15 protein-coding genes and 3 pseudogenes are annotated in these 22,702 nt (G+C 58.9%); 10 read left to right on the top strand and 8 right to left on the bottom strand.

The annotated features are described in order from the left end of the window. Positions 1-2 precede the first annotated feature (2 nt). The 6 genes and pseudogenes from J3P85_RS16430 to J3P85_RS16455 all read right to left on the bottom strand — a co-directional run bounded on the left by J3P85_RS16430 (position 3) and on the right by J3P85_RS16455 (position 6,981). Positions 3-1,106: a WD40/YVTN/BNR-like repeat-containing protein gene (locus tag J3P85_RS16430; protein WP_434702454.1), complete on the bottom strand. Its 1,104-nt coding sequence runs from the start codon at positions 1,104-1,106 to the stop codon at positions 3-5. 71 nt (positions 1,107-1,177) lie between these two features. Further along, a pseudogene (locus J3P85_RS16435) lies at positions 1,178-2,541 on the bottom strand (DUF1329 domain-containing protein). A 12-nt stretch (positions 2,542-2,553) separates the two neighbouring features. Beyond that, positions 2,554-4,233: a DUF1302 domain-containing protein gene (locus tag J3P85_RS16440; RefSeq protein ID WP_434702455.1), complete on the bottom strand. Its 1,680-nt coding sequence runs from the start codon at positions 4,231-4,233 to the stop codon at positions 2,554-2,556. A 128-nt stretch (positions 4,234-4,361) separates the two neighbouring features. Beyond that, positions 4,362-5,486: an FAD-dependent oxidoreductase gene (locus J3P85_RS16445; RefSeq protein ID WP_434702456.1), complete on the bottom strand. Its 1,125-nt coding sequence runs from the start codon at positions 5,484-5,486 to the stop codon at positions 4,362-4,364. Positions 5,487-5,664: 178 nt separating this feature from the next. Then, a complete protein-coding gene (locus J3P85_RS16450; RefSeq protein WP_434702457.1) occupies positions 5,665-6,027 on the bottom strand; it encodes a Rieske (2Fe-2S) protein in 363 nt (120 codons plus the stop codon). A 15-nt stretch (positions 6,028-6,042) separates the two neighbouring features. Continuing rightward, on the bottom strand, positions 6,043-6,981 hold the full coding sequence (locus tag J3P85_RS16455) for a VOC family protein (protein WP_434702458.1): 939 nt from the start codon (positions 6,979-6,981) through the stop codon (positions 6,043-6,045). Between the two features lie 327 nt (positions 6,982-7,308). On the opposite strand from J3P85_RS16455, the gene J3P85_RS16460 reads away from it, so the two are divergent. After that, a complete protein-coding gene (locus J3P85_RS16460) occupies positions 7,309-8,220 on the top strand; it encodes a LysR family transcriptional regulator (protein ID WP_186706207.1) in 912 nt (303 codons plus the stop codon). 24 nt (positions 8,221-8,244) lie between these two features. On the opposite strand, the gene J3P85_RS16465 is transcribed toward J3P85_RS16460, so the two are convergent. Both J3P85_RS16465 and J3P85_RS16470 read right to left on the bottom strand, forming a co-directional pair. Next, positions 8,245-9,108: a methyl-accepting chemotaxis protein gene (locus J3P85_RS16465; protein WP_434706392.1), complete on the bottom strand. Its 864-nt coding sequence runs from the start codon at positions 9,106-9,108 to the stop codon at positions 8,245-8,247. Positions 9,109-9,150: 42 nt separating this feature from the next. After that, positions 9,151-10,176: pseudogene (locus J3P85_RS16470) on the bottom strand (methyl-accepting chemotaxis protein); the annotation flags it as partial. Positions 10,177-10,607: 431 nt separating this feature from the next. Here J3P85_RS16470 and J3P85_RS16475 point away from each other — a divergent pair. The 9 genes and pseudogenes from J3P85_RS16475 to J3P85_RS16515 all read left to right on the top strand — a co-directional run bounded on the left by J3P85_RS16475 (position 10,608) and on the right by J3P85_RS16515 (position 22,701). Then, a complete protein-coding gene (locus tag J3P85_RS16475) occupies positions 10,608-11,765 on the top strand; it encodes an alpha/beta hydrolase family protein (RefSeq protein WP_434702459.1) in 1,158 nt (385 codons plus the stop codon). A 130-nt stretch (positions 11,766-11,895) separates the two neighbouring features. After that, positions 11,896-12,371, top strand: a pseudogene (locus tag J3P85_RS16480) (ATP-binding protein); the annotation flags it as partial. 850 nt (positions 12,372-13,221) lie between these two features. After that, positions 13,222-14,271, top strand: a complete 1,050-nt coding sequence (locus J3P85_RS16485) for a hypothetical protein (RefSeq protein WP_434702460.1) — start codon at positions 13,222-13,224, stop codon at positions 14,269-14,271. 113 nt (positions 14,272-14,384) lie between these two features. Continuing rightward, entirely contained in the window at positions 14,385-16,499 is a 2,115-nt protein-coding gene (locus J3P85_RS16490) for an iron-containing redox enzyme family protein (protein WP_434702461.1), read from the top strand. Continuing rightward, positions 16,496-18,334 carry a carbamoyltransferase family protein gene (locus tag J3P85_RS16495; protein WP_434702462.1) on the top strand — a complete coding sequence of 613 codons (1,839 nt, stop codon included), beginning with the start codon at positions 16,496-16,498 and terminating at the stop codon, positions 18,332-18,334. Before J3P85_RS16490 ends, J3P85_RS16495 begins: the two co-directional genes overlap by 4 nt. A gap of 141 nt (positions 18,335-18,475) precedes the next feature. After that, positions 18,476-19,432 carry a TauD/TfdA family dioxygenase gene (locus J3P85_RS16500; RefSeq protein ID WP_434702463.1) on the top strand — a complete coding sequence of 319 codons (957 nt, stop codon included), beginning with the start codon at positions 18,476-18,478 and terminating at the stop codon, positions 19,430-19,432. A gap of 37 nt (positions 19,433-19,469) precedes the next feature. Beyond that, positions 19,470-20,726 (top strand): ATP-grasp domain-containing protein, encoded by a 1,257-nt coding sequence (locus tag J3P85_RS16505; RefSeq protein ID WP_434702464.1) that lies wholly within the window; start codon positions 19,470-19,472, stop codon positions 20,724-20,726. After that, positions 20,723-21,922: an ATP-grasp domain-containing protein gene (locus J3P85_RS16510; RefSeq protein WP_434702465.1), complete on the top strand. Its 1,200-nt coding sequence runs from the start codon at positions 20,723-20,725 to the stop codon at positions 21,920-21,922. Before J3P85_RS16505 ends, J3P85_RS16510 begins: the two co-directional genes overlap by 4 nt. Beyond that, complete coding sequence (locus J3P85_RS16515; protein ID WP_434702466.1) at positions 21,919-22,701, top strand: SDR family NAD(P)-dependent oxidoreductase; 783 nt, start codon at positions 21,919-21,921, stop codon at positions 22,699-22,701. Before J3P85_RS16510 ends, J3P85_RS16515 begins: the two co-directional genes overlap by 4 nt. Position 22,702: the final 1 nt, after the last annotated feature.

The following is a 22,702-nucleotide window of genomic DNA, read 5'->3' on the forward strand; positions in this document are numbered from 1 at the left end:
CCTCACTCCGAAGCGGCAGTGGCTGGCTGCGCAAGACGCTGCAGCCCGGTGAAACCGGCAACGACCAGGCTGCCATCGGCGGCCTCGATCACACTTGAAACAGGCTTGCCCAAGGGTTTGCCCAGTGGCAGCAGCGCCGCTCCGGTCTGCCCGACATTGCGAAACAGCGTGCCGGCCTGGTTGACCAGCAATACCTGACCGTCGGCCAGGCGGGTGGCGTCGTTGAAGGAAATCAGCACGGGAACGGACAGGCGCTGGAAGCTTGCGCCAGCATCGCTGGAAACAAAGGCGTTGCCCTTCAGGCCGGCGACGAGCAACGCGCCATCGGCACGACTCTGCAGGGTGAAGAAACTGCCTTCGTAAGGACTGTCCAACTGGCTGAACGACGTCGCGTCGTCGTCCGACCGCGCCAGGTAACCCTGCTCGCCCGCCAGGAACCAACGCGGGCCCTGGCGACTGATCGCGTACAAGTGCAAGCCGTTCGGGTTGGCGATATGCCCCATCATCGAGTGCCAGGTAGCACCGCCATCGGTGGTCTGCAGCGCCAAACCATAGGCACCGACGATCAACCCGCGGCGCGCATCGACGAATTCCAGCGCCAGGAAAGGTTTGTCTGGACCATCGGCGGCAAGACGCTCGGCATTTTGTACCCGGATCAGGGCGGCATCCGGGTCGGCAGCGGTGGCTTGGTCAGCCTTGGCGGCGTCCAGTTCCAGCTGTGCCACGCGCGCACCGTCGAGCTGCAGCGTCCAGTGCTCGCCGCCATCATGCGTCGTCAGCACCACGCCTGCGTGGCCGACCGCCCAGCCCTGTTGCGCATCGACAAACTGCACCGCCGTCAGGCTAAACGATACCGGCACCGAAGCCTGGCGCCAGCTCTGCCCGTTATCGTCGGAAAACACCACCAGGCCGCGCTCGCCCACTGCCACCAGACGTGTGCCAGCCCGCGCCAGATCGATCAATACGCCGTTCTGCGCAGCCGGTACCCGCATGGCCGGGGTATTGAGCGGCACGCCCACCGCAGCTGGCCCGGCCAGGCACTTACTCGTGGCGAAGGGCAAATACAGGGCCAAGAGCAACGCGCTCGCCTGACTGATTCTGTTCATAACCTACCTCGGACAAACACTCGTATCCCAAGGGCAGTCCCACAGGCCTGCCCTTCACGCTCAGCTCAGACTCAACGCACGCCGCGCCCCGCCATCGCCGCTGGCGAGAACTCCGAGGCCTTGTAGCGATCAACTGCGCGATACTGGTCCGGCAACCCGCATAGAGGTTCTGGATAAACCACGCACCGGAGGTCAGGTCGTAGAAACCGGAAGACAGTTGCACCAGGCCTGGCAGGTCGGGCAGCACGGAAGGCAGCGACCAGAGAGTCTTGGCCAGTTGGCCACTGGCATCCCAACGGTCGCCGAGCAGGGCTTGCCAGGTGTCCTCGTCGAGGTAGTAGCGGCCCTTGGGCAACTGGTGGCGCTTGCCGGCGGCCACCGTGGACTCGACCACCCAGACGCGGTGCAACTCCCAGCGCACGTAATCGGGGTTCAGATGGTGCTTGCCCAGCAGGTCCTGCGGTTGGGCAGCGTTCTGCACCTTGTTGGTGTTGTAGGGGACGTAGATCTCCTGCTTGCCTACCAATTTCCAGTCGAACCGGTCCGTACGCCCGCCCCACACGCTCAACTCATCGAAGGACATGACCCCGGCGGTAGACGGCGTCGGCGTATCACAGCAAGCGTTGGGCAACGTGCGCACCCGGCGCTGGCCGCTCAGGTAGACATGGGCCTGGGATTTGTCGCCGTTGATGTTTTCACGCCCGAGGATCTGCTCGCCGGCACGAATCGCCGGGCCGAGATTGACAAAGTGCACCTGCCAGTAGTCGCCCGAGTAGTTTTCAGGGCCGCCCTCCTGGAAGTAGTAGGGCATTTCTTGGGTCAACAGGCCGTCGCTCGTCATCACCTGGTTGCCGTCGGCCGTCATCAGATAGTGGCGGAAATGCCCCGCCACCGAGGTGCCGCGCCAGTTCAACACGTGGTTCCAGATGGCTTCGGTGCCGTTCTGTGGAATCGGAAACGGGATCCCGCCATAGGCACCGTCGGGAATCAGGCCGGCGCTGCTGTCGATCAGTTTGGCGCGGGTGGCATTCTTGAGCGTGTTGTCATAGACCCACTGCGGCGCGGCCGCCGTGCGTCGGGTCGGATAGACGTCAATGCGATAGGTGTCCGGGAAACGCTTGAACAGTTCCTTGGTGCCGTCGCTGAGCTTGTCGGCGTACTTGGCCAGGTTCTGGGCAGTGATGCTGTACAAGGGTTTGTCCGCGGCAAACGGATCGCTGCGCTTGCCGCCCGGCACATAGCCAGGATCGACCTTGGTGTAGCCGCCATCCCAAGCCGGAATGCTGCCATCGGCATTGCCGGCTTTCTCGGCACCGAAGGGCGTCAGGGTCTTGCCCAGCTCGGCTGCTTGTTCGGCGCTGGCGGCCAGGGCCATCGGCGCGGCGGCGGCCAGCAGGGTTAAGCACAAGGCCTTTAGAGTGAACTGAATGGTCATGCGCAAATCCTCTTAGAACGTAGTCTTGACGGAGAAAGCCAGGTAGTCCCGGTCCTTCAACGACTGCTTGTAATTGAACTGGTTGGCGGCGTTGAGGCTGGTGTCCTCGGGACCGTAGAAGTGGGTGTAGGTCAGCCCCACGGTCACTTGGTCCAGGTAGGTGGCGGAGACGCCGATGTTCATGTCCCCTCCTCTGTCGGGGCCGAACCCGCTGATCACCGCCGACTTGCCCATGGGGAAGTAGCTGATGCCCACCGGCACGCTGATATCGACGCCAGGGAAAAACTGGCGATAGGTGGGCGTGTACACCAGCTTCAAGCCCAGGCCGTCATCGGTGGCGTTAGGGTCCAGGGCGGCGCGATTCCTGGTCACGGCCAGCAGGCGGTTCCAGGCGATCTCACCTACCAGGCTGGCTTCATTGGCGACGAAGGAAGGGCCCAGCGATGCCAGGACGTTGAGGTTGACGTGGGCCGTGCGGCCAACCGCGTAGAGGGCGTCATCGTTGTTGTCCGCGTCGACGCCCGGCAGGACGGTCTGGGCGTTGGACACCAGCGGCATGTTCCAGCGCATCGATGCCTCGCCGGCAAAGCTGTACTCGTCCACGGAGGTCGCGAAGCTGGCGCCCAGGACACGGATGTCTTCCGGGTAGACCCAGGAATATTCACCGACTTGCCCGGTACTGAAGTTCGGCCCGGTGGCATTCGGTTTCAAATACAACGAGGGTGTCTTCTCGTGATACTGCAGCGCATACAGGCCGTAATCCGTCGTCCCGGTGTTGTACTTGAGCTGCAGGCCGCCCTGGCCGGAACTCCTGGCTTTCTTGTCCTTGCCATGGAAAAAAGCGGCCGGGCTGTTGGCATTGCCGCCCAGGAAATCCGGGAACGGCCCGCCGGTGATCAACCGCTCATTGCCGTCGCCGATGGTATCGCTGGTGGAGAAGTAGCTGCCGGCGCCCGGCAAGCGGGTGGCCTCCCACTCCAGCTGGTAGAAGGCACCCAATGACACATCGTCGGTCAGTTGGTAGGCAGTCGAGAGCTGGTTGACCGGCCGGGTGATTTCCTTGAACTGCGTGTTGGGCACCGATTGCGCCTTGACCACGTCCACCGGCGCCATGGCCCCGGCAATGCCGTTGCCGCCGAAGAACAGGCTCTCGCCCCAGATCAGGCCGTGGCGCCCTGCGCGAACCGACAAGGTACGGTCGGCCAGCTCTCCGTTCCAGTAGACAAAGGCATCCAGCAATTCACCGTCACCTCCATGCAGTTGACGGGTGTCGCTGGTGAACTCGTCGAAGCCCACCGAACGCTGGTTGGCACTGGCCGCGTCGTTGTTGTCGTTGCGGTCCTGGTAGACAGTGTCGTACCAGGCGGCACCGCTCAGACGGGCACCGAAGTTGTGAAAACCGATGTCCAGCTCGGAAAGAATATCCAGGCGATTGGAGATCAACCCCTTGCCGAAGTTGTGATCGCCGTCATTCTGGTTCAGCGCCGTCTGCCCCTCGCTGAGCTTGCTGCTGGGCTCCTTCAGGCGCCAGGCCGCGCTGTATTTCAGCGTGTTGTCCCAGCGCAAGCTGAGATCGGGATTGCCGGTGTCGATCTGGAAGGCCTGGGCCGCCGACGCACCAAGCCCCAGGCTGGCCGCAAGGGTCAGTGTGAAGGGGACGCGCCGCGACGCAGCGATCTTGCGAGTAGCCATCGAAGTAACCCTCTTTATTGTTGTTGTATGTCAGCTCTTCTGGTGAAACGGCGCCCGCAGTCGAGCCGGGCCAAGCCTGCACAGGCATGAAACATCCATGGGAAAGCGAATTTGGTTTTGCCGGTGCCTCAGATGGGCACTGCCGTAACGTCGAGCATCCGCCTGACCAGGCCGATCCGGTCGAAGCTGCTGTCGTGGGCCATTTCCTTGTCACCGGCCAATACCGAGCTGTCGCTGATGAATTTGCAGCGCTCATAACGGCGCGCCATAAAGCGTTGGAGCTGCTGTTCAAGGCTGCCGTCGGCGACCAACTCTTCGCCAAGCACGACGGCATCTTCGATGGCCATGCCGGCGCCCTGGCCCAAGTGCGGCGTCGTAGCGTGCACCGCGTCGCCAATCAGCACGACCCGGCCGCGGTACCAGGGCTCGCTGACGAACACCACCTCCAGCGGCTTATAGACGACGCGGTCACTGTCGATAATTTGCTCGCGCAGCTCGCCGATCAGCCCGGTGAACCCACTCAGGCGCCGGCGCATTCGGGACGCCAGCGTGGCAGGCTCTATCCTTGGATTGGCGGGCTCGTGGGAGGTCATGAACAGGTACATCTGATCCTGCCCCAGCGGCACCAGTCCGGCATTGCCGGCGGGCCCCTGGAAGGTAGCCAGATGATCGATCCCGGCGGCGCGTGGAAAGGTGTAGCGCCACACCGCTTGGCCGGTGAAGCGCGGCAGGTACTGCTCGCCGAACAGCAGACCGCGCAGGTGGGAATACAGGCCATCGGCGCCGACGACCAGGTCGTAGCGACCGCGACTGGCATCGGTGAACAGCACATCAACGCCCTCGCCTACCTGCTCCAGCGACTCGACACTCAGGCCCAGACGGACCGAGACGCCAAGGGCAGCAACGGTTTCGCTGAGGACTTGATGCAGGGCCAGGCGCGAGATGCCGACGTTGGCTGGGTAGTCGGGGCCGGCCAAGCGCTGACCAGGGATCCGCGCCAGCTGTTCACCGGCGGTGGTATTGATGGTCACATCCTCGAACGCGTAGGCAGCAGCCAGGTAGCCGTCCAACACACCCAACTTGGCCATCTCGCGCACGACGTTGCTCTGCTGGATGATGCCAACGCCGTAGACTGTCCACTGCGCCTTGAGCTCGACAAGATCGACGACTATGCCTTTGCGACGCAAAGCGATTGCCGCACATAGACCACCGATACCACCACCGACGATAAGCACCTTTTTCACTGCGTTCATGCTCGTCTCACTCTTATTCTTGTTATTCACGCGAGCGTTCTGCCGGGGCGATACCAGGCTTCAGGACTCGCTGTGTTTGCACGCATTCAGTACCGCTTTGTGTCCACTTTCTCGGCAAAGCAGGCGTTTGACTAATCGCATGTAGGGATACGATGTATCAGCTACCGCGATACCTTGATTAAGGTCCACACGCCTCCAACTGACCCGCTTCGAGCACCAGCCAATCGGCCTCGGCTCGCCATCCCAGCGCACTCAGGCTTTCCCCCAGGCACGGCCCGTAGACGCACAGACCCGTGCTGGGAAGGAACCGGGCACCATGGGCGTAACAGACGATCTGGCGGCCATCGACACTGAGGAAACGATCCTTGCGGTACTCCAGCCGCACGTCCAGGTGCGGACAACTGTTGCGATAGACGCGTACCTCGCCGTCATGGCGCAGGGCAAACACGCTGTCCTTGCCCGTACCCAAGGGATCGAACCCGCGGGCCTGCCCTTCGACCAATTCATCCAATCGACAGAGAACAATTGCGTCGTGGCTCATGGACGAAATCCGCATTCAGGCCTGCTTGGGCGGCGGGCCGCTCGGAAACCATTTCTCCCTGGAGGTGAACAGGAACAATTGCGAGTTGTCCGCCGACAACGGCGCTTGGCGCGCTTGCCAGGCGTCATCGTGCTTGTCCATGTCGGCGTCGTATTCGATGTGGCAACCCAACGGGCTGTTGAAGTACCAGAACCAGTTGGAACCGAAGAGGTGGCGACCCGGCCCCCAGAAGCTGGTCCAGCCTTGCTGTTCGAAACGACGTCCGGCCAGCAGTACTTCCGTGCCGCTGCCCATGTGAAAGGTGAAGTGCTCGCAACCCTTCATGTGTGGCGGCGTCTGGATCATGAACAGGCAATGATGGTCATCGGAACCGGCCGGCCGCATGAACGGGCCCGCACCGACAAAGGTGTCAGTGGTCATGAAGCCCAGGCGCTTGTAGAAAGCTTCGGCCTTGGCTGCATCCGGCACGAAATACACCACGTGGGACAGGGTCCGCGGCAAGGCCTGCATGTCGGGACTGATGCCAGGCTGATTGACCGGGCGTTGAGGCGCATGGCCCGGCGCATTGGTCAGGTCGGCGGGCGCGCTGTACGCACGCCGCACGCTGATCTGGAAACCAATGGCAAAGCCCATGTCGTCCACGCTGTGCACGGAGCCATCGGCACCGCGGGTCACCGGGCGGTCGCGCCCCAACTCATCGGCGATGGCCTCGAGGTCAGCCACGCTGGCCACGCCATAGACGGTTTCACGAATCGAGGGCGCAGGCCCGATGGCCGCCGGCAGACTGGCATCGTCTGCCCGACGGATAATCACCGCGGTGCCGTCGAGGGCTTCAAAACGACCGCCCTCGCTGTCGACATCGACAGGGAGCAGGCCGTAGTCACGCAGGCAATGGGTACAGGCTTGAATATCGTCGACGCCAAAAATCAAGGCATCAAGGCCAATGATGTTCATTGAGTTACCGCTCCATTGTAATTATTCAGCGCAGGCCAGCACCCCACTTACGGGAACCGTGCCAGGCGAAGCGCTGCCGAGGCTGGACTTGGAGTCGATCAAGCGTCACGGCCAACCGACTGTGGGGCCGATACTGAAGGGGCAAAAACTCGCTGACTAATCGCTTGTCGGGATGCGACCTATCGGCAAATGCGATACCTGGCTGCGCAGCGCAAGAGACATGGAAAATCGAACAGGCATCGTTCGATTCGCCCATTCACGGGACTTGACGCCGCGATAGGAAGGCCGGAAGGTATTTACAAAATAAATACAAGAATCGAGACCGCCATGCGCTTTAACCACCTGGATCTCAATCTCCTGGTGGCGCTGGATGTGTTACTGGAAGAGCAGAACATCACCCGCGCCGCCGAACGCCTGCACATGACTCAATCCGCCACCAGCGGCGTACTGGGCAGGCTGCGCCTCTACTTCGAAGATGAACTGCTGGCACAGGTCGGGCGCAAGATGCAGCCCACGCCCTATGCCCGTGAACTGGCGGCGCCGGTGCGCCAGGTGCTACTGACGATCCAGTCCTCGATCACCGCCAAACCGGTGTTCGACCCCGCCACCAGCAAGCGTCATTTTCGCCTGATCACGTCGGACTATCTGATCAGCGTCCTGTTTGCCCGGGTGATCCAGAAGATCTCCCTGGAAGCCCCGCACATCACCTTCGAACTGCTCGGCCCCGGCGATACGTCCACCGAGATGCTGATGCGCGGCGAGGCCGACATGATGATCGTGCCCGAGCACTACCTCATCGAAGGCCACCCCTCCCAGCTCCTGTTTGAAGAGGAGCATGTTTGCGTCGTATGGGACGGCAACACGTTGGTAGGCGACAGCATCACCCTCGATCAGTACATCGAGATGGGCCACGTCTCGGTGATTTTCGGCCGCAACCGGCAACTGAGCGTCGAGGAATGGCTGATGAGCCAGTATGGTTTCACCCGTCGCATGGAAGTGGTGACCCATGACTTCAACACCCTGCCGCAGTTGATCGTCGGCACCCAACGCATCGCCACCATGCTCCAGCGCATGGCCAGGCTCTACGCCAACTACCTGCCGCTGCGCATCGTGCAACCACCGGTGAAAATCCCGGTGATGCGTGAGTTCATGCTCTGGCATCGGACCATGGAGGGAGATCCGATGCACCGTTGGCTGCGGGCGAAAATCAGTCAGATCATCAACGAGCTGGAGCAGTAGTAGCGGTCATTATTCGCAGGCGGGTCAGGTTCGAAAGTGCCCGACGGCCGCTTTGAGCTCGCCGCCAACCTGTTGCAAGTCGGCCGTCGAGCCTTGCAGTTGCAGGCTTTCCCTGGCACTGCCCTCGGCCACTTCGCGCACCCGCGCCATACTCTGGCTGACTTGCTCGGCCACCACGCTCTGCTGCTCGGCGGCCGCGGCGATCTGTTGGTTCATCTGCTCAATGCTGGACACCGCCCGGGTAATCCGCGCCAGCACCTGGGAGGCTTGCGCCGCAAGCACCACCGTTTCATCGCTCAGCACATGGCTGCCTTGCAAACGCTCAGCGGCATGTTGGGCCACAGCGCTCAGACGAACGATCAACCCTTCGATTTCCGTGGTCGATCCCTGGGTGCGCCGTGCCAGGCCCCGCACCTCATCGGCGACCACGGCGAAGCCACGCCCCTGCTCGCCCGCGCGTGCGGCCTCGATGGCGGCGTTGAGCGCCAACAGGTTGGTCTGCTCCGCCACCGCCTTGATCACATCGAGCACACCTCCAATCGCCGCGCTCTCCACCAATAGCGACCGCATGGCTTCAGCGCAACCGCCCATTTCCACAGCCAAATGGTCAATCTTGTCACTCGCCTGACGCACCAACTCATCGCCCTCACGCGCCTGTTGGTCGGCATGCGCTACCGCTTCGCTGGCTTGAGCCGCGTTGCGCGCGACTTCCTGCGCTGTGGCGGCCATCTGTTGCATGGCGGTGGCGGCCAGCTCGGTTTCCTGGCGTTGGTGTTCGACACCACGGCTGTTACTCAGGGTCACTTCGGCCAGGCTTCCGGCCATGCCGTTGAGCGATCCAACACCGCGGTCGATGCGTCCGACCAAACCGCGCAGGCTGCCCAGCATGTTGCCCACGGTGCCCAACAGTTGACCCAACTCATCACGACGACCACTGCCTGCCGGCGGATCACTCAGGTCCCCCGCCGCCACGCGTTGGACCAACTGCACAGCCTGGCGCAACGGCTGCACAATCAAGTGACGGATCAGCAGACTAGCGCCAATGCCCAAGGCGAGCGCCAGAACGGTGATCAAACCCAATTGGCGATCGGCATCGCGATTATCGTCCAGGACCGCCTGCCTTTGCTGCTCATCGGCCTGGGCCAGCAGCTGGCTGACCTGCTCGGTTTGCGCACTCATCGCCGCACTGCTTTGCGCACTTTGCTCACGGCTGTCGACGAACTCGAGGAAGGCTTTGCGGTAGTCGCCCAAGGCAGTGTTCGCCTCCTGCAGCGACGCACCTTGCTGCTCGTCAAGATCGAGCGCCTGCATGGCGGCCAGCAGGTCACTCATGCTCATTTCCCAGTCGCTGCGGTAACGCTCCTCGCCATCGAGCGAGTAGTACAGCTCGCTGTCACGCAGCTTGGCGAGCTTATCCCGCAACGCGGTCGTCTGCTCAAGCAACACCATCTGATCGCTGCTCGGCGGCGTCCCCTGCCCTAACCGAGCATTAAGCGCATCCAGTTGGTCGAGAAACAGCAGGGTAAAACTGTCGCCAGCCGTCTGCGCCCGTGCCTGCATGCGCAGGCGCGTTTCGCGAGCCCGACGCAACGAATCGGCATAGCCGAGAAACTGCTCCAGGTAAGCGCTGATGGCTGTGCGAACCGTGGTGTGCGTTGCGCTGTTGATCGGGTGATCATCGAGTTGCTGATTCAGTTTTCCAATCGTCTCGCGGACTTGCTCCAGGCGCTGCGGGGCCAGATCCAAAGCGAACGCTTTCTCGTCGATACGCGCACGCAGGATCAGGGCCTGAACCGCTGACGCCTGACGCGACTGCTCCCCACGTTGCTGCAGCACACCCAGGGAACGAAAAGCCGTGAGCGCTACTCCCAAAGTAACCAGCAGCACCAAGCCAAAGCCCAGCAATAGCTTGGCCCCCACCGACAGGTTTCCGAGAACGCGATTCAATATGAGCATGTCCAGTCCCTCGCACGGTCGTGGAAAAACAGCCTGCCCTTGGCGCACAGGCTGATCGCTGTGCCGGATCTGGACTCACTCATCTGCCGATACCTTATTCTTGTTGTTGTGTGTCCCCAAACGCCAACCGACGGCGCGGTTCAGCGCCAACTCTAGTGAGTCGGACCTCAACGACACCAATCACATCCTGCGTTATGAGCCATCGCAAAGCACGATGGCAGGTATCCGGATTTGCGGCTTGAGCGGTGCGTAGCCCCCCTTGGACCAACGGTGCACACGGCTCTATCTCCGTTCGCAATACCTCCCATCCCGACTCGCGATTGGCCAAACAAAGGGCCTGCCCTTAGCCTGCTTCGAACCGTCAGGTCTGGCGATGATCCCCGCTCCGGCCCTGGCCGCCCGCCTTTGCCTGCACAAGGACAATAACAATCATGTTTCGCTACTTCCCGACCAACTACGTGTGGAATCTTTCCGTCGACCTGGCCATTGAAATGGGCGCCCGCATCGGCGAAATCGAAGAAATGTGCGCGCCGCTGCAGGAAGCCGCCAAGCAACCGGACGCCGCCGGCAGCAAGGCTTTTCGTGAGACCTGGGCGAACATGGCCGACAAGCTGTGCGGCCTGGCTGAAGAAGACGAAGGCAAGGGGCGAATGCTGTCAGCCGGTGAAAAATACAACCGCGCCGCGACCTACTACCTGAGCTGCGAACGCCTACAGGCCCACGGTGCCACTGGCCGGACGGAGCTGTACCAGCGCTTTCTGCACACGTTCCAACGCGGTATCGACCTGGCACGAGAAAACTGCGAGCGCGTGGAAATCCCTTACGAAGGCAAACATATTTCCGGTCTGTTGGTCCGTGCCGAAGGTGTCAGCGGCCCCGCGCCGATCCTGGTGCAGGTCAATGGACTCGACTCCACCAAAGAAATGAAATACCGCGTTGGCCTGCCCGCCTGGCTGGCCAAACGTGGCGTGTCGTCGCTGATCATCGACCAACCCGGGACAGGCGAAGCGCTCCGGCTACATAACCTGACTGCGCGTTTTGACAGCGAACATTGGGCCAGTCGCGTGGTGGATTGGTTGGAAATCCGCGACGATGTCGACGCCAAACGCATTGGGTTGGAAGGCGTATCACTCGGAGGTTATTACTGCCCGCGCGCCGTGGCCTTCGAGCCGCGCTTCGCTTGCGGTGTCGTCTGGGGGGCCAATCATGACTGGCGCGACGTGCAGAAACGCCGCTTGGAAAAGGAAGGCAGCTTCCCGGTCCCGCATTACTGGCCGCACGTCTCATGGGTATGGGGCGCCAAGGACACCGACGAATTCATGGCCATCGCCGAAAATGTGCATCTGGACGGCATCCTGGATCGCATCAAGGTTCCCTTCCTGGTCACCCACGGTGAAAAGGATTCGCAGATTCCATTGAAGTGGGCACACCGCACTTACGAACAATTGGTCAACAGCCCAAAACGCGAACTGAAAGTCTTCACCGAGCGCGAGGGTGGCGTACAGCATTCGAGCTTCGATAACAGTATCAACGCCGGCCAGTACATCGCCGACTGGGTGGCTGAAGTGCTCGGTGGTCGTACTGCATAACGGGCGTGAAGTTGATATCCCGGCACACAGCTAAGGCTTGAACATTCTGTGCGACGGCACGCTTGTGCGATGGGCATCTACGCATACCCATCGTATTGCCAAGCCTTGGCTGTGCTCAAATTTGCTTTCCTCCCTCGATAGCGGCCAGTGGCCGCGCGATGGCCTGAACCTGATCATCGGTGGGCCGACGGGCTCGCCTGCGCGCTGGCTCATAAGGCCTGCCGCGACGGTTACAGCGTGCGCTATCTGCGCCTGCCGCGCTTGATGGAAGAGCTGGGCTTGGCCCACGGCGACGGGCGCTTCGCCAAACTGATGGCCGGTTATGCCAAAACCGACTTGCTGATCCTGGACGACAGGGGCCTGGCGCCGTTTACCGCTGCGCAACGGCGCGACATGCTCGAACTGCTGGACGACCGCTACGGCAACCGCTCGACGCTGGTGACCAGCCAAATGCCGGTGGATAAATGGCATGCGCTGATCGGCGATCCGACCCTGGGCGATGCGATCCTCGATCGGCTGGTGCATAACGCTTATCGGATCGAACTGAAGGGCGAATCGATGCGCAGGCGCGCAACGAAATTGACGACGGCAGGGGCTTCAGACTAACAATGCAAGCCTGCGTCGCTGCGCTCCGACTGCCCGGCCGGATGACCGTGGAATAGGTGGCCGGATGTTGGTGGGTTGGGTGGCCGGATGGCGTGGAATGCGCAATTAATCATGAGGTCCTCTACGAGGTGGATGCGGATGCATTTATCTCACCCAATGATGGCCCCCTGTAATCGCTTACCAAAAGGTATCAAAGTGCAGCACCTAGTCTCGCCAGGTACCATGGTTTCTGAGCTCAATGTTGGAGTGGCGAATTGATATGACCGATAGACATCTGGGGGCATTTCACTGAGCTGATTACGCTATAGACACTCTCTAGCCCTTTGAATTTAATAAAAAATATTGACAGATGTGTTAGCAGTTTGAGAAGTAGCGACTCAATCGCTCTGCCATGAGCGTCAATACGCCTAGGGTCGTCCCCTAAACATGAAATCTTCGTTTAACAGGCAAAATTTCTCGTTTAAGGTGTTGACACGGCTTAAACGCGACCTATACTCAACGCAATGCTGCGTAGCATTTCGGTCGGATCCGAAACTAACAAAAAGGATATTGTTTATGCATGCTTGTTCACGACAGCGATCTACGAAACCCCCCTCCTCATATAGTGCTGAATCCACCCCTCGGATTAACCAGCACCTTTCGCCATTACAATCATCCATACCTACATAGTACAAGCAGTTGATGTCTAACTTTGCATGTGAATCCGACTGAATTCAATTTCTGTCGCAACGCATTTGCATTGGCAATAACACTCGCCACCTAAATAAGTTAATAGCTTCATGGAACCCGCTCGCCCATAAAAAGCTAAAAATTAACTCGCATGGACTTATGGTCATTGGAGTGATCCAACATGTTTAAGATTCGCAAACCGATAGCACTTGACAATCCAGATCTTGAACGCGTCAAGATGACCCCGCAAATGCTTGATTACGATAGTTTCGCCAATCGCGGTCGTTCCCAGTATTTGCCCTATGTGATGAGCTTCAATGCTGCCAACTATGAATCTCCCACAATCAATACAGATAAGCTTGGCTTTCGTTTAGCCCATGATCGTGATGGTCGCGCACTTAGCGCTGGCAATCTCGAGGCTTTTGCTGGAGGTCCTATTAATATTTTAGTTGGTGCCTCACCCGCACTCGGCTATGGGGCTTCTAGCGATGCCACCACGGTCGTGAGCCGGCTGGCGGCGCATGATCCGGATGAAATTCCTTGGTTGAATTTCGCGGGCCACTGCTTCAATGCCACACAAGAGTTGATGCTATTCATGCTACACATGCATCGCCTGCCGAAAATTCACCGGATTGTAGTAATGGGCGGATTCAATACTCTTGTAATGTCGCGACTACCAGAATTCATTCGAGGAGATTTACCTCCTTTCTATTTTTGTGGTGAGTACTACGAAAAATTTGACGACATCGCTGAAGAGCATGGCGCAGAATTGCCTCCAACGAAACTTCCGAAGTGGCCTAATGAAACCACAGCGGTTCCCCCGGTGGAACAGACTTTGGCGCTAGCTACGCAGGAAACCCTGCGGTGCCTGACTACATGGAAGTATTTGGCGAAGTCTTTAGGCGCGGAGCTATCTTTTGTTATGCAGCCTTTGGCAACTTGGGTGCGTAACCCTTGTGCCGAAGAGCAGATTCTATTCGACGAACTTGATCGTATTTCAAGGCTTGGAACATGGCAACATTTGTACGGAGATATTTCTGATGCCTCCGTAGCGGAACAGTACGCTGACAACCTTGCAACTGGATGCCATTCACTAAAAATCCCATTTGGTAACTTGGTGCATGATCTAAGGGCACGTCCGGGCGATGAGTGGTTCTTTGTGGATCGAGCCCACTTTACCGACCTTGGAAATGATGTGGTAGCACAGGCCATTCATCGTCACCTTCAATAAAGCTTGAGGAAACAGAGCATGTTAAAGCGCATTCGCAAAGCCATTGGGTCTCTTTTTAAACGCAAGAAGAAGTCTAAAAAGAAGAACAACTCCTCTATCTATCCGATGCACTGATGAACAGTCATAGGCAATTATTTTCCAGCCTGCTCGGCGCCGAGACGGGAGAACAGGCCAGGCGTATGTTTTCGCCTGCGCGCCTGCGAACATGCCTTGATGCAGTTCCTGCGGCGCAGCAAGCAGGCGGAGTCGACTTTGCCTCTCCTCAAGCGCTCGCTGGCTTGGCGCAGGTTGCATCACAGAGACTGCAAGCTATAGCAAAGGGCTGGCACAGGCTGCGCCAGCGTGTCTCTAATGGTGAGGGTTGCATTGATGTTCTGCGGGCCAAGGCAGTGCGCGAAGCCGCACCGCTGCTGGTGGGTAGTCAGCACCTGATTCATTCCGTCTGTGCTAGCTGGAACAACGAAGCGCCCTACGCCATGAATATTTTGCGAATTCATGCGGCAGACGTCGGCAGCGGGCTGCCAGAGGCAAGCCGGATACACCGCTACCGTGAGCTGCTGCGAGAGTTCGCGCCGTCCGATGCCGGTGAAGATCCGCAACGCATAGGCGATGACTCCAGCATCTGCGAAGGAGCATTCAACTTTGCGTCGATGCTCGTTGTGCTCGGCCATTTCCCAGAGTCGTTTTTGCCACAAATTCTAGGTATCAATCTCTACCTGCGCCACTGTGAGCTGATACCGATGTTCGCCATTATTGTCGATGAGCAGCCCTCTCTAGCCCGCTTTCTCGATTTGCGAAACGACCCTGCAAACTCGACGCAGGACTTGGCTGAGCTGGCCGAAACCGCAGTGCTTGAGTACCTTGAACAAGAAGATCCGTCGGTCATGGAGGGAGTGCGTCAGGGGTATCAGTGGGCTCGCTGGCAGACTGAGACGGCGAGTACGGCGATGCTCGCGGTGCTCGAAAGGTGGCTTGATCCGAGGGAGGCTGCTCGCGACCTAATCACACGGCGACGCCCGGATGCATGTCAGTACCACGAGAAGACCCGACTGAACAAGGTGCCGATGAAACCGCTGCTGGAGGCAGATGATTCGTTGGCGTTTCTCGATCACTTGGCGAATAGCTCGTACGTACGCGCAGGAAGTCCCGAGCGTAGCCCGCTACTGACTACTCTGGTGTCGCCACGGAGCAAAATGTTCCGGATCTTCAGCCGTGACGACATTGCCATCCTTGAGCGCTGGATCGCCGGCTTGCCCTATTCTGACCAACCAAGTCCGTATCCTGCTCGCACGCTATGGACCGATGACGGTCTGCTCATGGAGGCAGCCTCAGAACCCGTAGCAGTACCAAACTTAAAAACCAACCTTACGCCGCGCCAAGCTTATCCCCGGCTGCTACATGTGGAGCTGACCCCGGCCGAGGAAAACCACGCCCTCAGCTATGTTAAGCGTTGGCTGAGCAACGCCGCACGTGGCGTGGCCAACGGCCGCTGCACGCTACCTGAACAATGGGCCCCAGGAATGTTGCGGACATGGTTACAGCGTCAGCATGTCCTGTCGAACCAGACTTTGGAGCAGGCCGAGGAGCTACCCAGCCGAGAGGAAGTGGCCGCAGATATCATCAGTCTGGCTCCATTGACCATGATTGATGGTGCGTGGCTCGCAGGCTTCGCCCACCCGTCACTGGCGTCCTCGAGCTTCGGTAGCCGCCTGTTCGAGACTTTGTATGACGAGCTAGGCAATGGCATGGAAGCGCAGAACCACCCGGTAATTTATCGCCAGTTGCTGCGGGCGGTGCATGGCGAACTGCCGACCACGGCTGCCCCCGGCTATGCTGCTTCCAAATGCTTTTTCGAAGAAAACTTCGATTTACCGGTGTTTTGGCTGTCAATTGGCCGTTATCCGCAGACCTTCTGCCCGGAAATCCTTGGGCTCAATTTAGCGATGGAGCTTTCCGGAGTGGGCGGGGGCTACCGTCGTACCCACAAGGCGCTGGTCGCCTATGGGTATCCAACTCTGTTTGTCGATCTGCATAACGCCATCGATAACATCTCTACCGGGCACACCGCCTGGGCTGCAGCAAGCATTGATGCCTACCTAAGCGCATTTTGTACAAAAGATCGTGACGAACTATGGGTACGAATCCGTACCGGATTCGTTGCGCTCAATCCACCCAGGGAGGAAACCATATTGGACAAACTCAAGGAAAGAATGAGGTCGCTGCTATGACCTGCACGCTCGGAATTTCTGCTTTTTACCATGACAGCGCCGCCACGCTAGTGATTGATGGCAGGATCATTGCCGCGGCTCAAGAAGAACGCTTCAGCCGTATCCGTCACGACCCTGGTTTCCCGCGTCAGGCGATTGAATATCTGCTGACCAAAACGAACCTGCGCTTGGATCAAATCGATCATGTGGCGTACTACGAGGATCCGTCACTAAAATTCCGACGGGTCCTGGCCACTGCGGCAGTAGCTGGCTTGTCAGCAGCGCATACGTATGCTCCTGTTCTTGGTGATTGGCTCTCAACCAAACGCCGCATGGACCGAGAGGTGCTCCGCCACCTCAGGGAAATGGGCGACCGTAAAGACAGACATATTGAGGTGCATGGCCATCACGAATCTCATGCTGCTTCGGCTTTCTTCCCCAGCCCTTTCGAGCGCGCTGCGATCCTATGCATCGACAGCGTAGGCGAGTGGGCCACCACCACCCTCTGGCATGGTAAGGCCGGGGGGTTGGAGAAGGTTGCAGAATTATCCTTCCCGCATTCGCTCGGCCTGCTTTATTCCGCGTTCACCTACTTCTGTGGCTTCAAGGTGGACTCCGGGGAGTACAAGCTCATGGGCTTGGCGCCATATGGAAAACCGGTCTACGCCGAGCGTATTCTCGCCGAGCTGATCGATGTTAAAAACGACGGCAGCTTCCGCCTGGATTGGAAAAAATTCGAATTCATCGGGGGCGAGGTGATGACCGGCGAGGCTTTTGAACGGCTATTTGGCGGTCCGCGACGCGAGTCGGAGGCGCCGTTGACCGAGCGCGAATTCGACCTCGCCGCCTCAGTGCAGAAAGTAACCGAACTGGTTGTCTCACGCTTGGCGAAGACCGCCCGCGAGTTGACCGGCGAGCAAAACCTATGCATGGCTGGAGGCGTTGCTCTCAACTGTGTGGCCAATGGTGTGGTCTCACGTGAGCGCACCTTCGAACGTCTTTGGATCCAGCCAGCTGCCGGTGACGCTGGTGGCTCATTGGGGGCGGCGTTGCTTACTGATCGTCGGCGCCGCCAAGTTAGCAGCCGAGAACTGCCCGAGGCAGTCGATGGTATGAGCGGCTCGTTGCTTGGCCCTGAATACAGCGCCGAGCAGATCCGTGCCGAGCTGGATCAGTGCGGTGCTGTTTATCACCAACTGAACCAGGAAGAGTTCGACCACAGGGTCATCATCAGCATGGAAGAAGGCGGCGTGGTGGGCTGGTTCCAAGGACGTATGGAGTTCGGTCCGCGATCACTTGGCAACCGCTCCATTCTTGGAGACCCGCGGCGTTCAGATACTCAGTCGACGATGAATCTACGTATCAAATTCCGTGAGTCGTTCCGCCCTTTTGCTCCAGTAGTGTTGGAGGAGGATGCGGCGGAATACTTCGATATCGTCGAAGAGAGCCCATACATGTTAGTGGTTTCACCGGTAGCGCAAGCGATCCGCAGAGCCGTTCCTGCGCAACAGAAACAACTCAATGGCATCGATCTGCTTAATGTGGTGCGCAGTAGCCTGCCGGCGATCACTCATGTTGACTTTTCGGCGCGCGTCCAGACTGTGGATCGCCAGCGTAATCCGCGTTTCCGCATGCTACTTGAGCGCTTTGAACAGCGCACCGGGTGTTCGGTGCTGGTGAATACGTCATTCAACGTACGTGGCGAACCTATCGTTAATACTCCGTTCGAGGCCTATCGCTGCTTTATGCGGACCAACATGGACGTACTAGCGATCGGCGATTTTTATCTCGAAAAATCAGAGCAACCACAGTTCGAGGAAGCGGTGGACTGGCGCGAGACCGTACCGCTGGACTGAGCAATTCATTTACTAGGGAGGGTACATCATGAATTACGTTCTGCTTTATCTGATTTTGCCGCTCGGCGTGCTTATCCGGCGTAGCGCTCGTTTTGCCCATCGCCCGGATCCAAAGGCCGTTTCCTACCTGAAGCGGCAGTCATGAGTCTTATGGCGCTGGATGTGCATCAAGCGTCCGTGGTTCAGGTACTTACTGTTGACGATGTCGACCTGTCCGGGCTGGTGGCCTGCCGCGAGCGTCTTGCGAGAATGCCCCACCGTGCCGATAGCGTTGGAGCGGTGGGCGCGCATTGGCTGAGTTCGTTGCTCGGCGAGAAGCTAATCCGTTCGATCGGCGATTTCGCAGCCAGCAGTTACAAAGCATTACTGTTGCGTGGCATCGGACTTTCCACCGAGGTGCGGTCACCCAGCAATGGGTTCCTGCCGGACTCCCAGTGCGTTCTGGATTTCGACTTGCTTCATTTCGGCATGCTCAACCTGCTGGGAGTGCGTTCACATGCCGTCCAGTACGAGAACCATGGGAAGCTTGTTCGAAACGTGGTGCCTGTGCGGCATGCCGCGGGCACTAAGAGTTCCTGGGGCTCAGATTTGGAGTTCTCATGGCACACCGACAATCCCAACTGGCCTTTCGAGGAGCAAGCCAACGATGTCGCCCTGAGTGTACCAAATTACCTGGCATTTATTGCCGTGCGCAATCAGGAGCAAGCTTCCACCGACATCGTCTGTGTCGACCATGTGCTGTCTCAGTTGCCAGCTTGGGCGATCAAGCGCCTGAGCCAGCCGGCCTTCGCCTTCGATGCACCGGCGTCTAATGAAGGCCACGACGGCGAGCAACGGGTGATCCCTATACTCGAGCAGGGAGGCGATGGATACCGACTGCGTTTCGACGACAACATCGTCAGCGCCATCGGGCCAGACGCCCAGGCCGCGCTAGCCCTACTACGCCAAGTGCTGAGAGGAGTGCAAGGCATAGAACTGATACTCCAGCCAGGTGATTTCTTTATTTTCAAAAACACCCGCGTGCTGCATCGGCGCAAAGCATTCAAACCTCTGCCCGACGGCCAAGCGCGCTGGCTACGCCGGGTCTACGGCAGCTGATTCGTCATTAGCACCTCATCATAAATAGGAAGTTCTCATGAATAAGCGTATTGCAGTTGTTGGCGGTCGTCCTGCACCTATCCACGGCGCGAAGGAGCTAGGGATCGATGTGGTATTGGTGCATCAGGAAGGGGACTATGAACAGGAAATCCTAGCCCATTGCGAGAAGGTAGTGCATGCGCGTATTGACGATGCCGAGGCGATCATAAAGGTGCTTGAGCCACTTCACCGTGAACGTCCGTTTGATCGCATCATCACCACCACCGAGGTGGCGGGCGAATCGACTGGGAAGGTGGTCGACCACTTCAAGCTTATTGGTGTTTCGTACAAAACTGCGCATCTACTAAAGGACAAAGTGGCCATGCGCAAGCTGCTTGCCGAGCATGACCTAAGCCCGGTTGCTTACCGCCATGTCACCTGTGCCCAGGATGTTATCGACTTCGTCTCGGAGCATGGCCGCGCGGTGCTCAAGCCTGCTGAAGGCGTTGCAAGCTTACATATTCATCCTTGCGACGATGCTACATCCGCCAGTAAGGCTTGGCAGGCACTCAAGGATGCCGAGGTGCGCCACATGATCGTCGAAGAGTACTTGGATGGTCCGGTAGTAAGTGTCGACTCTTTCTCCTTCAAACGTCGTCACCTGCCAATCGGGTACTCTCAGTACCGTATGAACGATAAGTATGTTGAATGGGAGGTTAGCACTCCCAGTACCGATGCTGAGAGATGGCTCCCGGAGCTCAAAGAAATGACCTGCCGCCTGCTCGACGCGGTGGAGTTGGAAGAAGGACCTTCGCACAGCGAATTCGTCTTGACTGCCAAAGGCCCACGGGTACTAGAGTCTCACGCGCGCCTTGCCGGTTCCGGTGCCCCCGAACTGGTTCGCCGTGCCTTTGGTCTAGATCTCAACCGAATGTTCCTGACTGTTCCGCTCGGCATCGACGAGTTGCCGTTGGAGTCGCCGAAGCCGAAGGCTGGTGCTGCAATCCAATTCTTTGTGCCTACCCCAGGCAAGGTGCGCAAGGTTGAGCTCGACCTAAAGCCTGATGTCGATGTCCGCCACACACGCCCTGGCGAGACGCCGCTAGTGTTCCTACCATTCCTCTTCGAACTTGGTGGCGCCGAGCGGGCAGTGGTTATCCAGAAACACGAAGGCGACATAATTCCACCACTGGACACTGTTGCTGACTGTGTTTCAGGCTATGTACTGGCTACCGGCTCTTCGCGCGAAGACGCGGTACGCGTCGGGGACGAACTGGTCGAGGCGGTGCACTTTATCGTGGAGCCTAAAGCATGAGCTACGTGCTCTGCCTGCACCGCTGGGTAGGGCGCCAGGCGCTTTACGACGAGTACGCGCTTCCGGCAGGAACGGCAATCCGGGCGATTTGCACGCCCGAATCACTTGGCTCCCTCCCCGCGCAGCGGCTGGCATCAAGTTCGACGCTGCATTCACTCGACGACAGTGCAGCTGTCATGGCCGAGGTAGAGAGGATCATCCAACTTCATGGCGTACCTCAAAGGGTTGTAGCACTGAATGAGGGTGATTTGCTGAGTGCCGCCGCTATTCGCGAGCGCTGGGCCATTCCCGGTGACTCCATTGCCTGGGTTGAGCGCTTTCGCGACAAGCTTACGATGCTCAATGTGTCTCGGCGGCAATCGGCGATCTTTGCTTTGCCAGCAGTGGCGGCGGATGACTCGGAAGCAGTAAGTCGGTTGCTGGCCGAGCATGGTTACCCGCTGGTCCTCAAACCACGCTTAGGTACCGCCAGCCGAGGCGTCAGGATCTTGCGCAAGGCGTCGGACTTGGCGCTGCTGCAGGAGCCACACCTGGAGCCTATGATGGTTCAGGTGTTTTGCGCAGCACCGATACTCCATGTGGATGGCTGGTGGGACGGACAGCAAGTCGTGGTGCTGACTGCATCGCGTTATGTGAACAGTTGCGCTGACTTTGGACCGGACAGCCCACTGGGCAGTATAGAACTGGAGGCAGGCGCGGATGAACTTCGCATAGCGAGCCGGGTTGCCGAGTTATTGGCGGCGTTCGCAGCGCAACGTAACATCGTCTTTCATCTTGAACTGTTTGACGATGGCGACGAATTGTATTTCCTCGAGATCGGCGCGCGGGTCGGCGGAGCAGAAATTCCCTTTCTCTGGCGAGAAGTGCGTGACATTGACTTGGTGGGTATCGCATGGGAGCTACAAACCGAAGCGTCCAGCCAGCACCGCGAGCACGCCCGCAACCGCAGCAGAGGGGGGCGACCGTTGCATGGAGAGCGAGGGGCTTGGATCATTGGTCGTCGAGGCAGCACCCCACAGGACGATTTGGGTACGCTGTACTGGTCTCAACCGCAGGACGTGGAGCGTAACGCCAGTGGTGTCTATGAGGGCGCGAGAACCCGCCTGCGTCTTCGCAGTTTTGATCGTCACGCATTGGTGCGTGATGTCGAAAAGATCTTTCAGCAATTATCCGACACATGGAGCGTTCAATCTTGAAGACAGCAGTCGTGACAGGGGCCAGCAGCGGTATCGGTGAGGCCTGCGCCCGAGCCTTAGCAGCGCGCGGTTGGCAGGTGGTCTTGGTCGCTAGGCGTGGGGAGCGCTTGGCAGCACTCGCAGACCAGATTCATGGCCAGGCCATTGTGCTGGATGTCAGCCGGGCGCAGGCTGAAGATTTTGACCAAGTGCTGACTTGTGACCTGCTGGTGAACTGCGCTGGAGGTGCTCTGGGATTGGACAATGTGGCAGATGGTGCGACTCAGGACTGGGTGGACATGTTTAACAGCAATGTGCTCGGCACTCTTCGCATGACTCAACTGTTGCTGCCACGGCTGATCGAAGCTCAGGGGGCAGTGATCAATATTACGTCAACCGCAGCGCTGGGCGGGTATGAAGGGGGCGGCGGTTATTGCGCGGCCAAGAGTGCGCAACGGGCCCTGACACAGTCGTTGCGCCTAGAAATGAAGGGAGTGCCGGTACGCATCACCGAGGTATTGCCAGGCATGGTCCACACGCCCGAATTTTCCCTGAATCGCCTGCGAGGCGACGCTGGACGTGCCGAGTCGATCTATCAAGACGTCGACCGGCCTTTGACCGCAGAAGATGTGGCCTCTGTGGTCGTCTCTATCGCCGAAATGCCAGTGCATGTAAATATCGACGAAATTGTGGTCCGACCCGTTGCCCAACGTAGCCAGCAAGCGCTATACCGTGGAGACCTAGGCTGGCGCGACTCTGCGCCGATAAAAGACTCGATCATGAAAAAAGGAGCATATTGAG

The organism is Pseudomonas sp. Z1-12 (assembly GCF_051132015.1).
In the GTDB taxonomy this organism is placed as follows: Bacteria; Pseudomonadota; Gammaproteobacteria; order Pseudomonadales; family Pseudomonadaceae; genus Aquipseudomonas; species Aquipseudomonas zanjanensis.

Coding starts and splice junctions, on each gene's coding strand:
- J3P85_RS16430 (WP_434702454.1), bottom strand. CDS start 1,106: ATGAACAGAATCAGTCAGGCGAGCGCGTTGCTCTTGGCCCTGTATTTG.
- J3P85_RS16440 (WP_434702455.1), bottom strand. CDS start 4,233: ATGGCTACTCGCAAGATCGCTGCGTCGCGGCGCGTCCCCTTCACACTG.
- J3P85_RS16445 (WP_434702456.1), bottom strand. CDS start 5,486: ATGAACGCAGTGAAAAAGGTGCTTATCGTCGGTGGTGGTATCGGTGGT.
- J3P85_RS16450 (WP_434702457.1), bottom strand. CDS start 6,027: ATGAGCCACGACGCAATTGTTCTCTGTCGATTGGATGAATTGGTCGAA.
- J3P85_RS16455 (WP_434702458.1), bottom strand. CDS start 6,981: ATGAACATCATTGGCCTTGATGCCTTGATTTTTGGCGTCGACGATATT.
- J3P85_RS16460 (WP_186706207.1), top strand. CDS start 7,309: ATGCGCTTTAACCACCTGGATCTCAATCTCCTGGTGGCGCTGGATGTG.
- J3P85_RS16465 (WP_434706392.1), bottom strand. CDS start 9,108: ATGCTGGGCAGCCTGCGCGGTTTGGTCGGACGCATCGACCGCGGTGTT.
- J3P85_RS16475 (WP_434702459.1), top strand. CDS start 10,608: ATGTTTCGCTACTTCCCGACCAACTACGTGTGGAATCTTTCCGTCGAC.
- J3P85_RS16485 (WP_434702460.1), top strand. CDS start 13,222: ATGTTTAAGATTCGCAAACCGATAGCACTTGACAATCCAGATCTTGAA.
- J3P85_RS16490 (WP_434702461.1), top strand. CDS start 14,385: ATGAACAGTCATAGGCAATTATTTTCCAGCCTGCTCGGCGCCGAGACG.
- J3P85_RS16495 (WP_434702462.1), top strand. CDS start 16,496: ATGACCTGCACGCTCGGAATTTCTGCTTTTTACCATGACAGCGCCGCC.
- J3P85_RS16500 (WP_434702463.1), top strand. CDS start 18,476: ATGAGTCTTATGGCGCTGGATGTGCATCAAGCGTCCGTGGTTCAGGTA.
- J3P85_RS16505 (WP_434702464.1), top strand. CDS start 19,470: ATGAATAAGCGTATTGCAGTTGTTGGCGGTCGTCCTGCACCTATCCAC.
- J3P85_RS16510 (WP_434702465.1), top strand. CDS start 20,723: ATGAGCTACGTGCTCTGCCTGCACCGCTGGGTAGGGCGCCAGGCGCTT.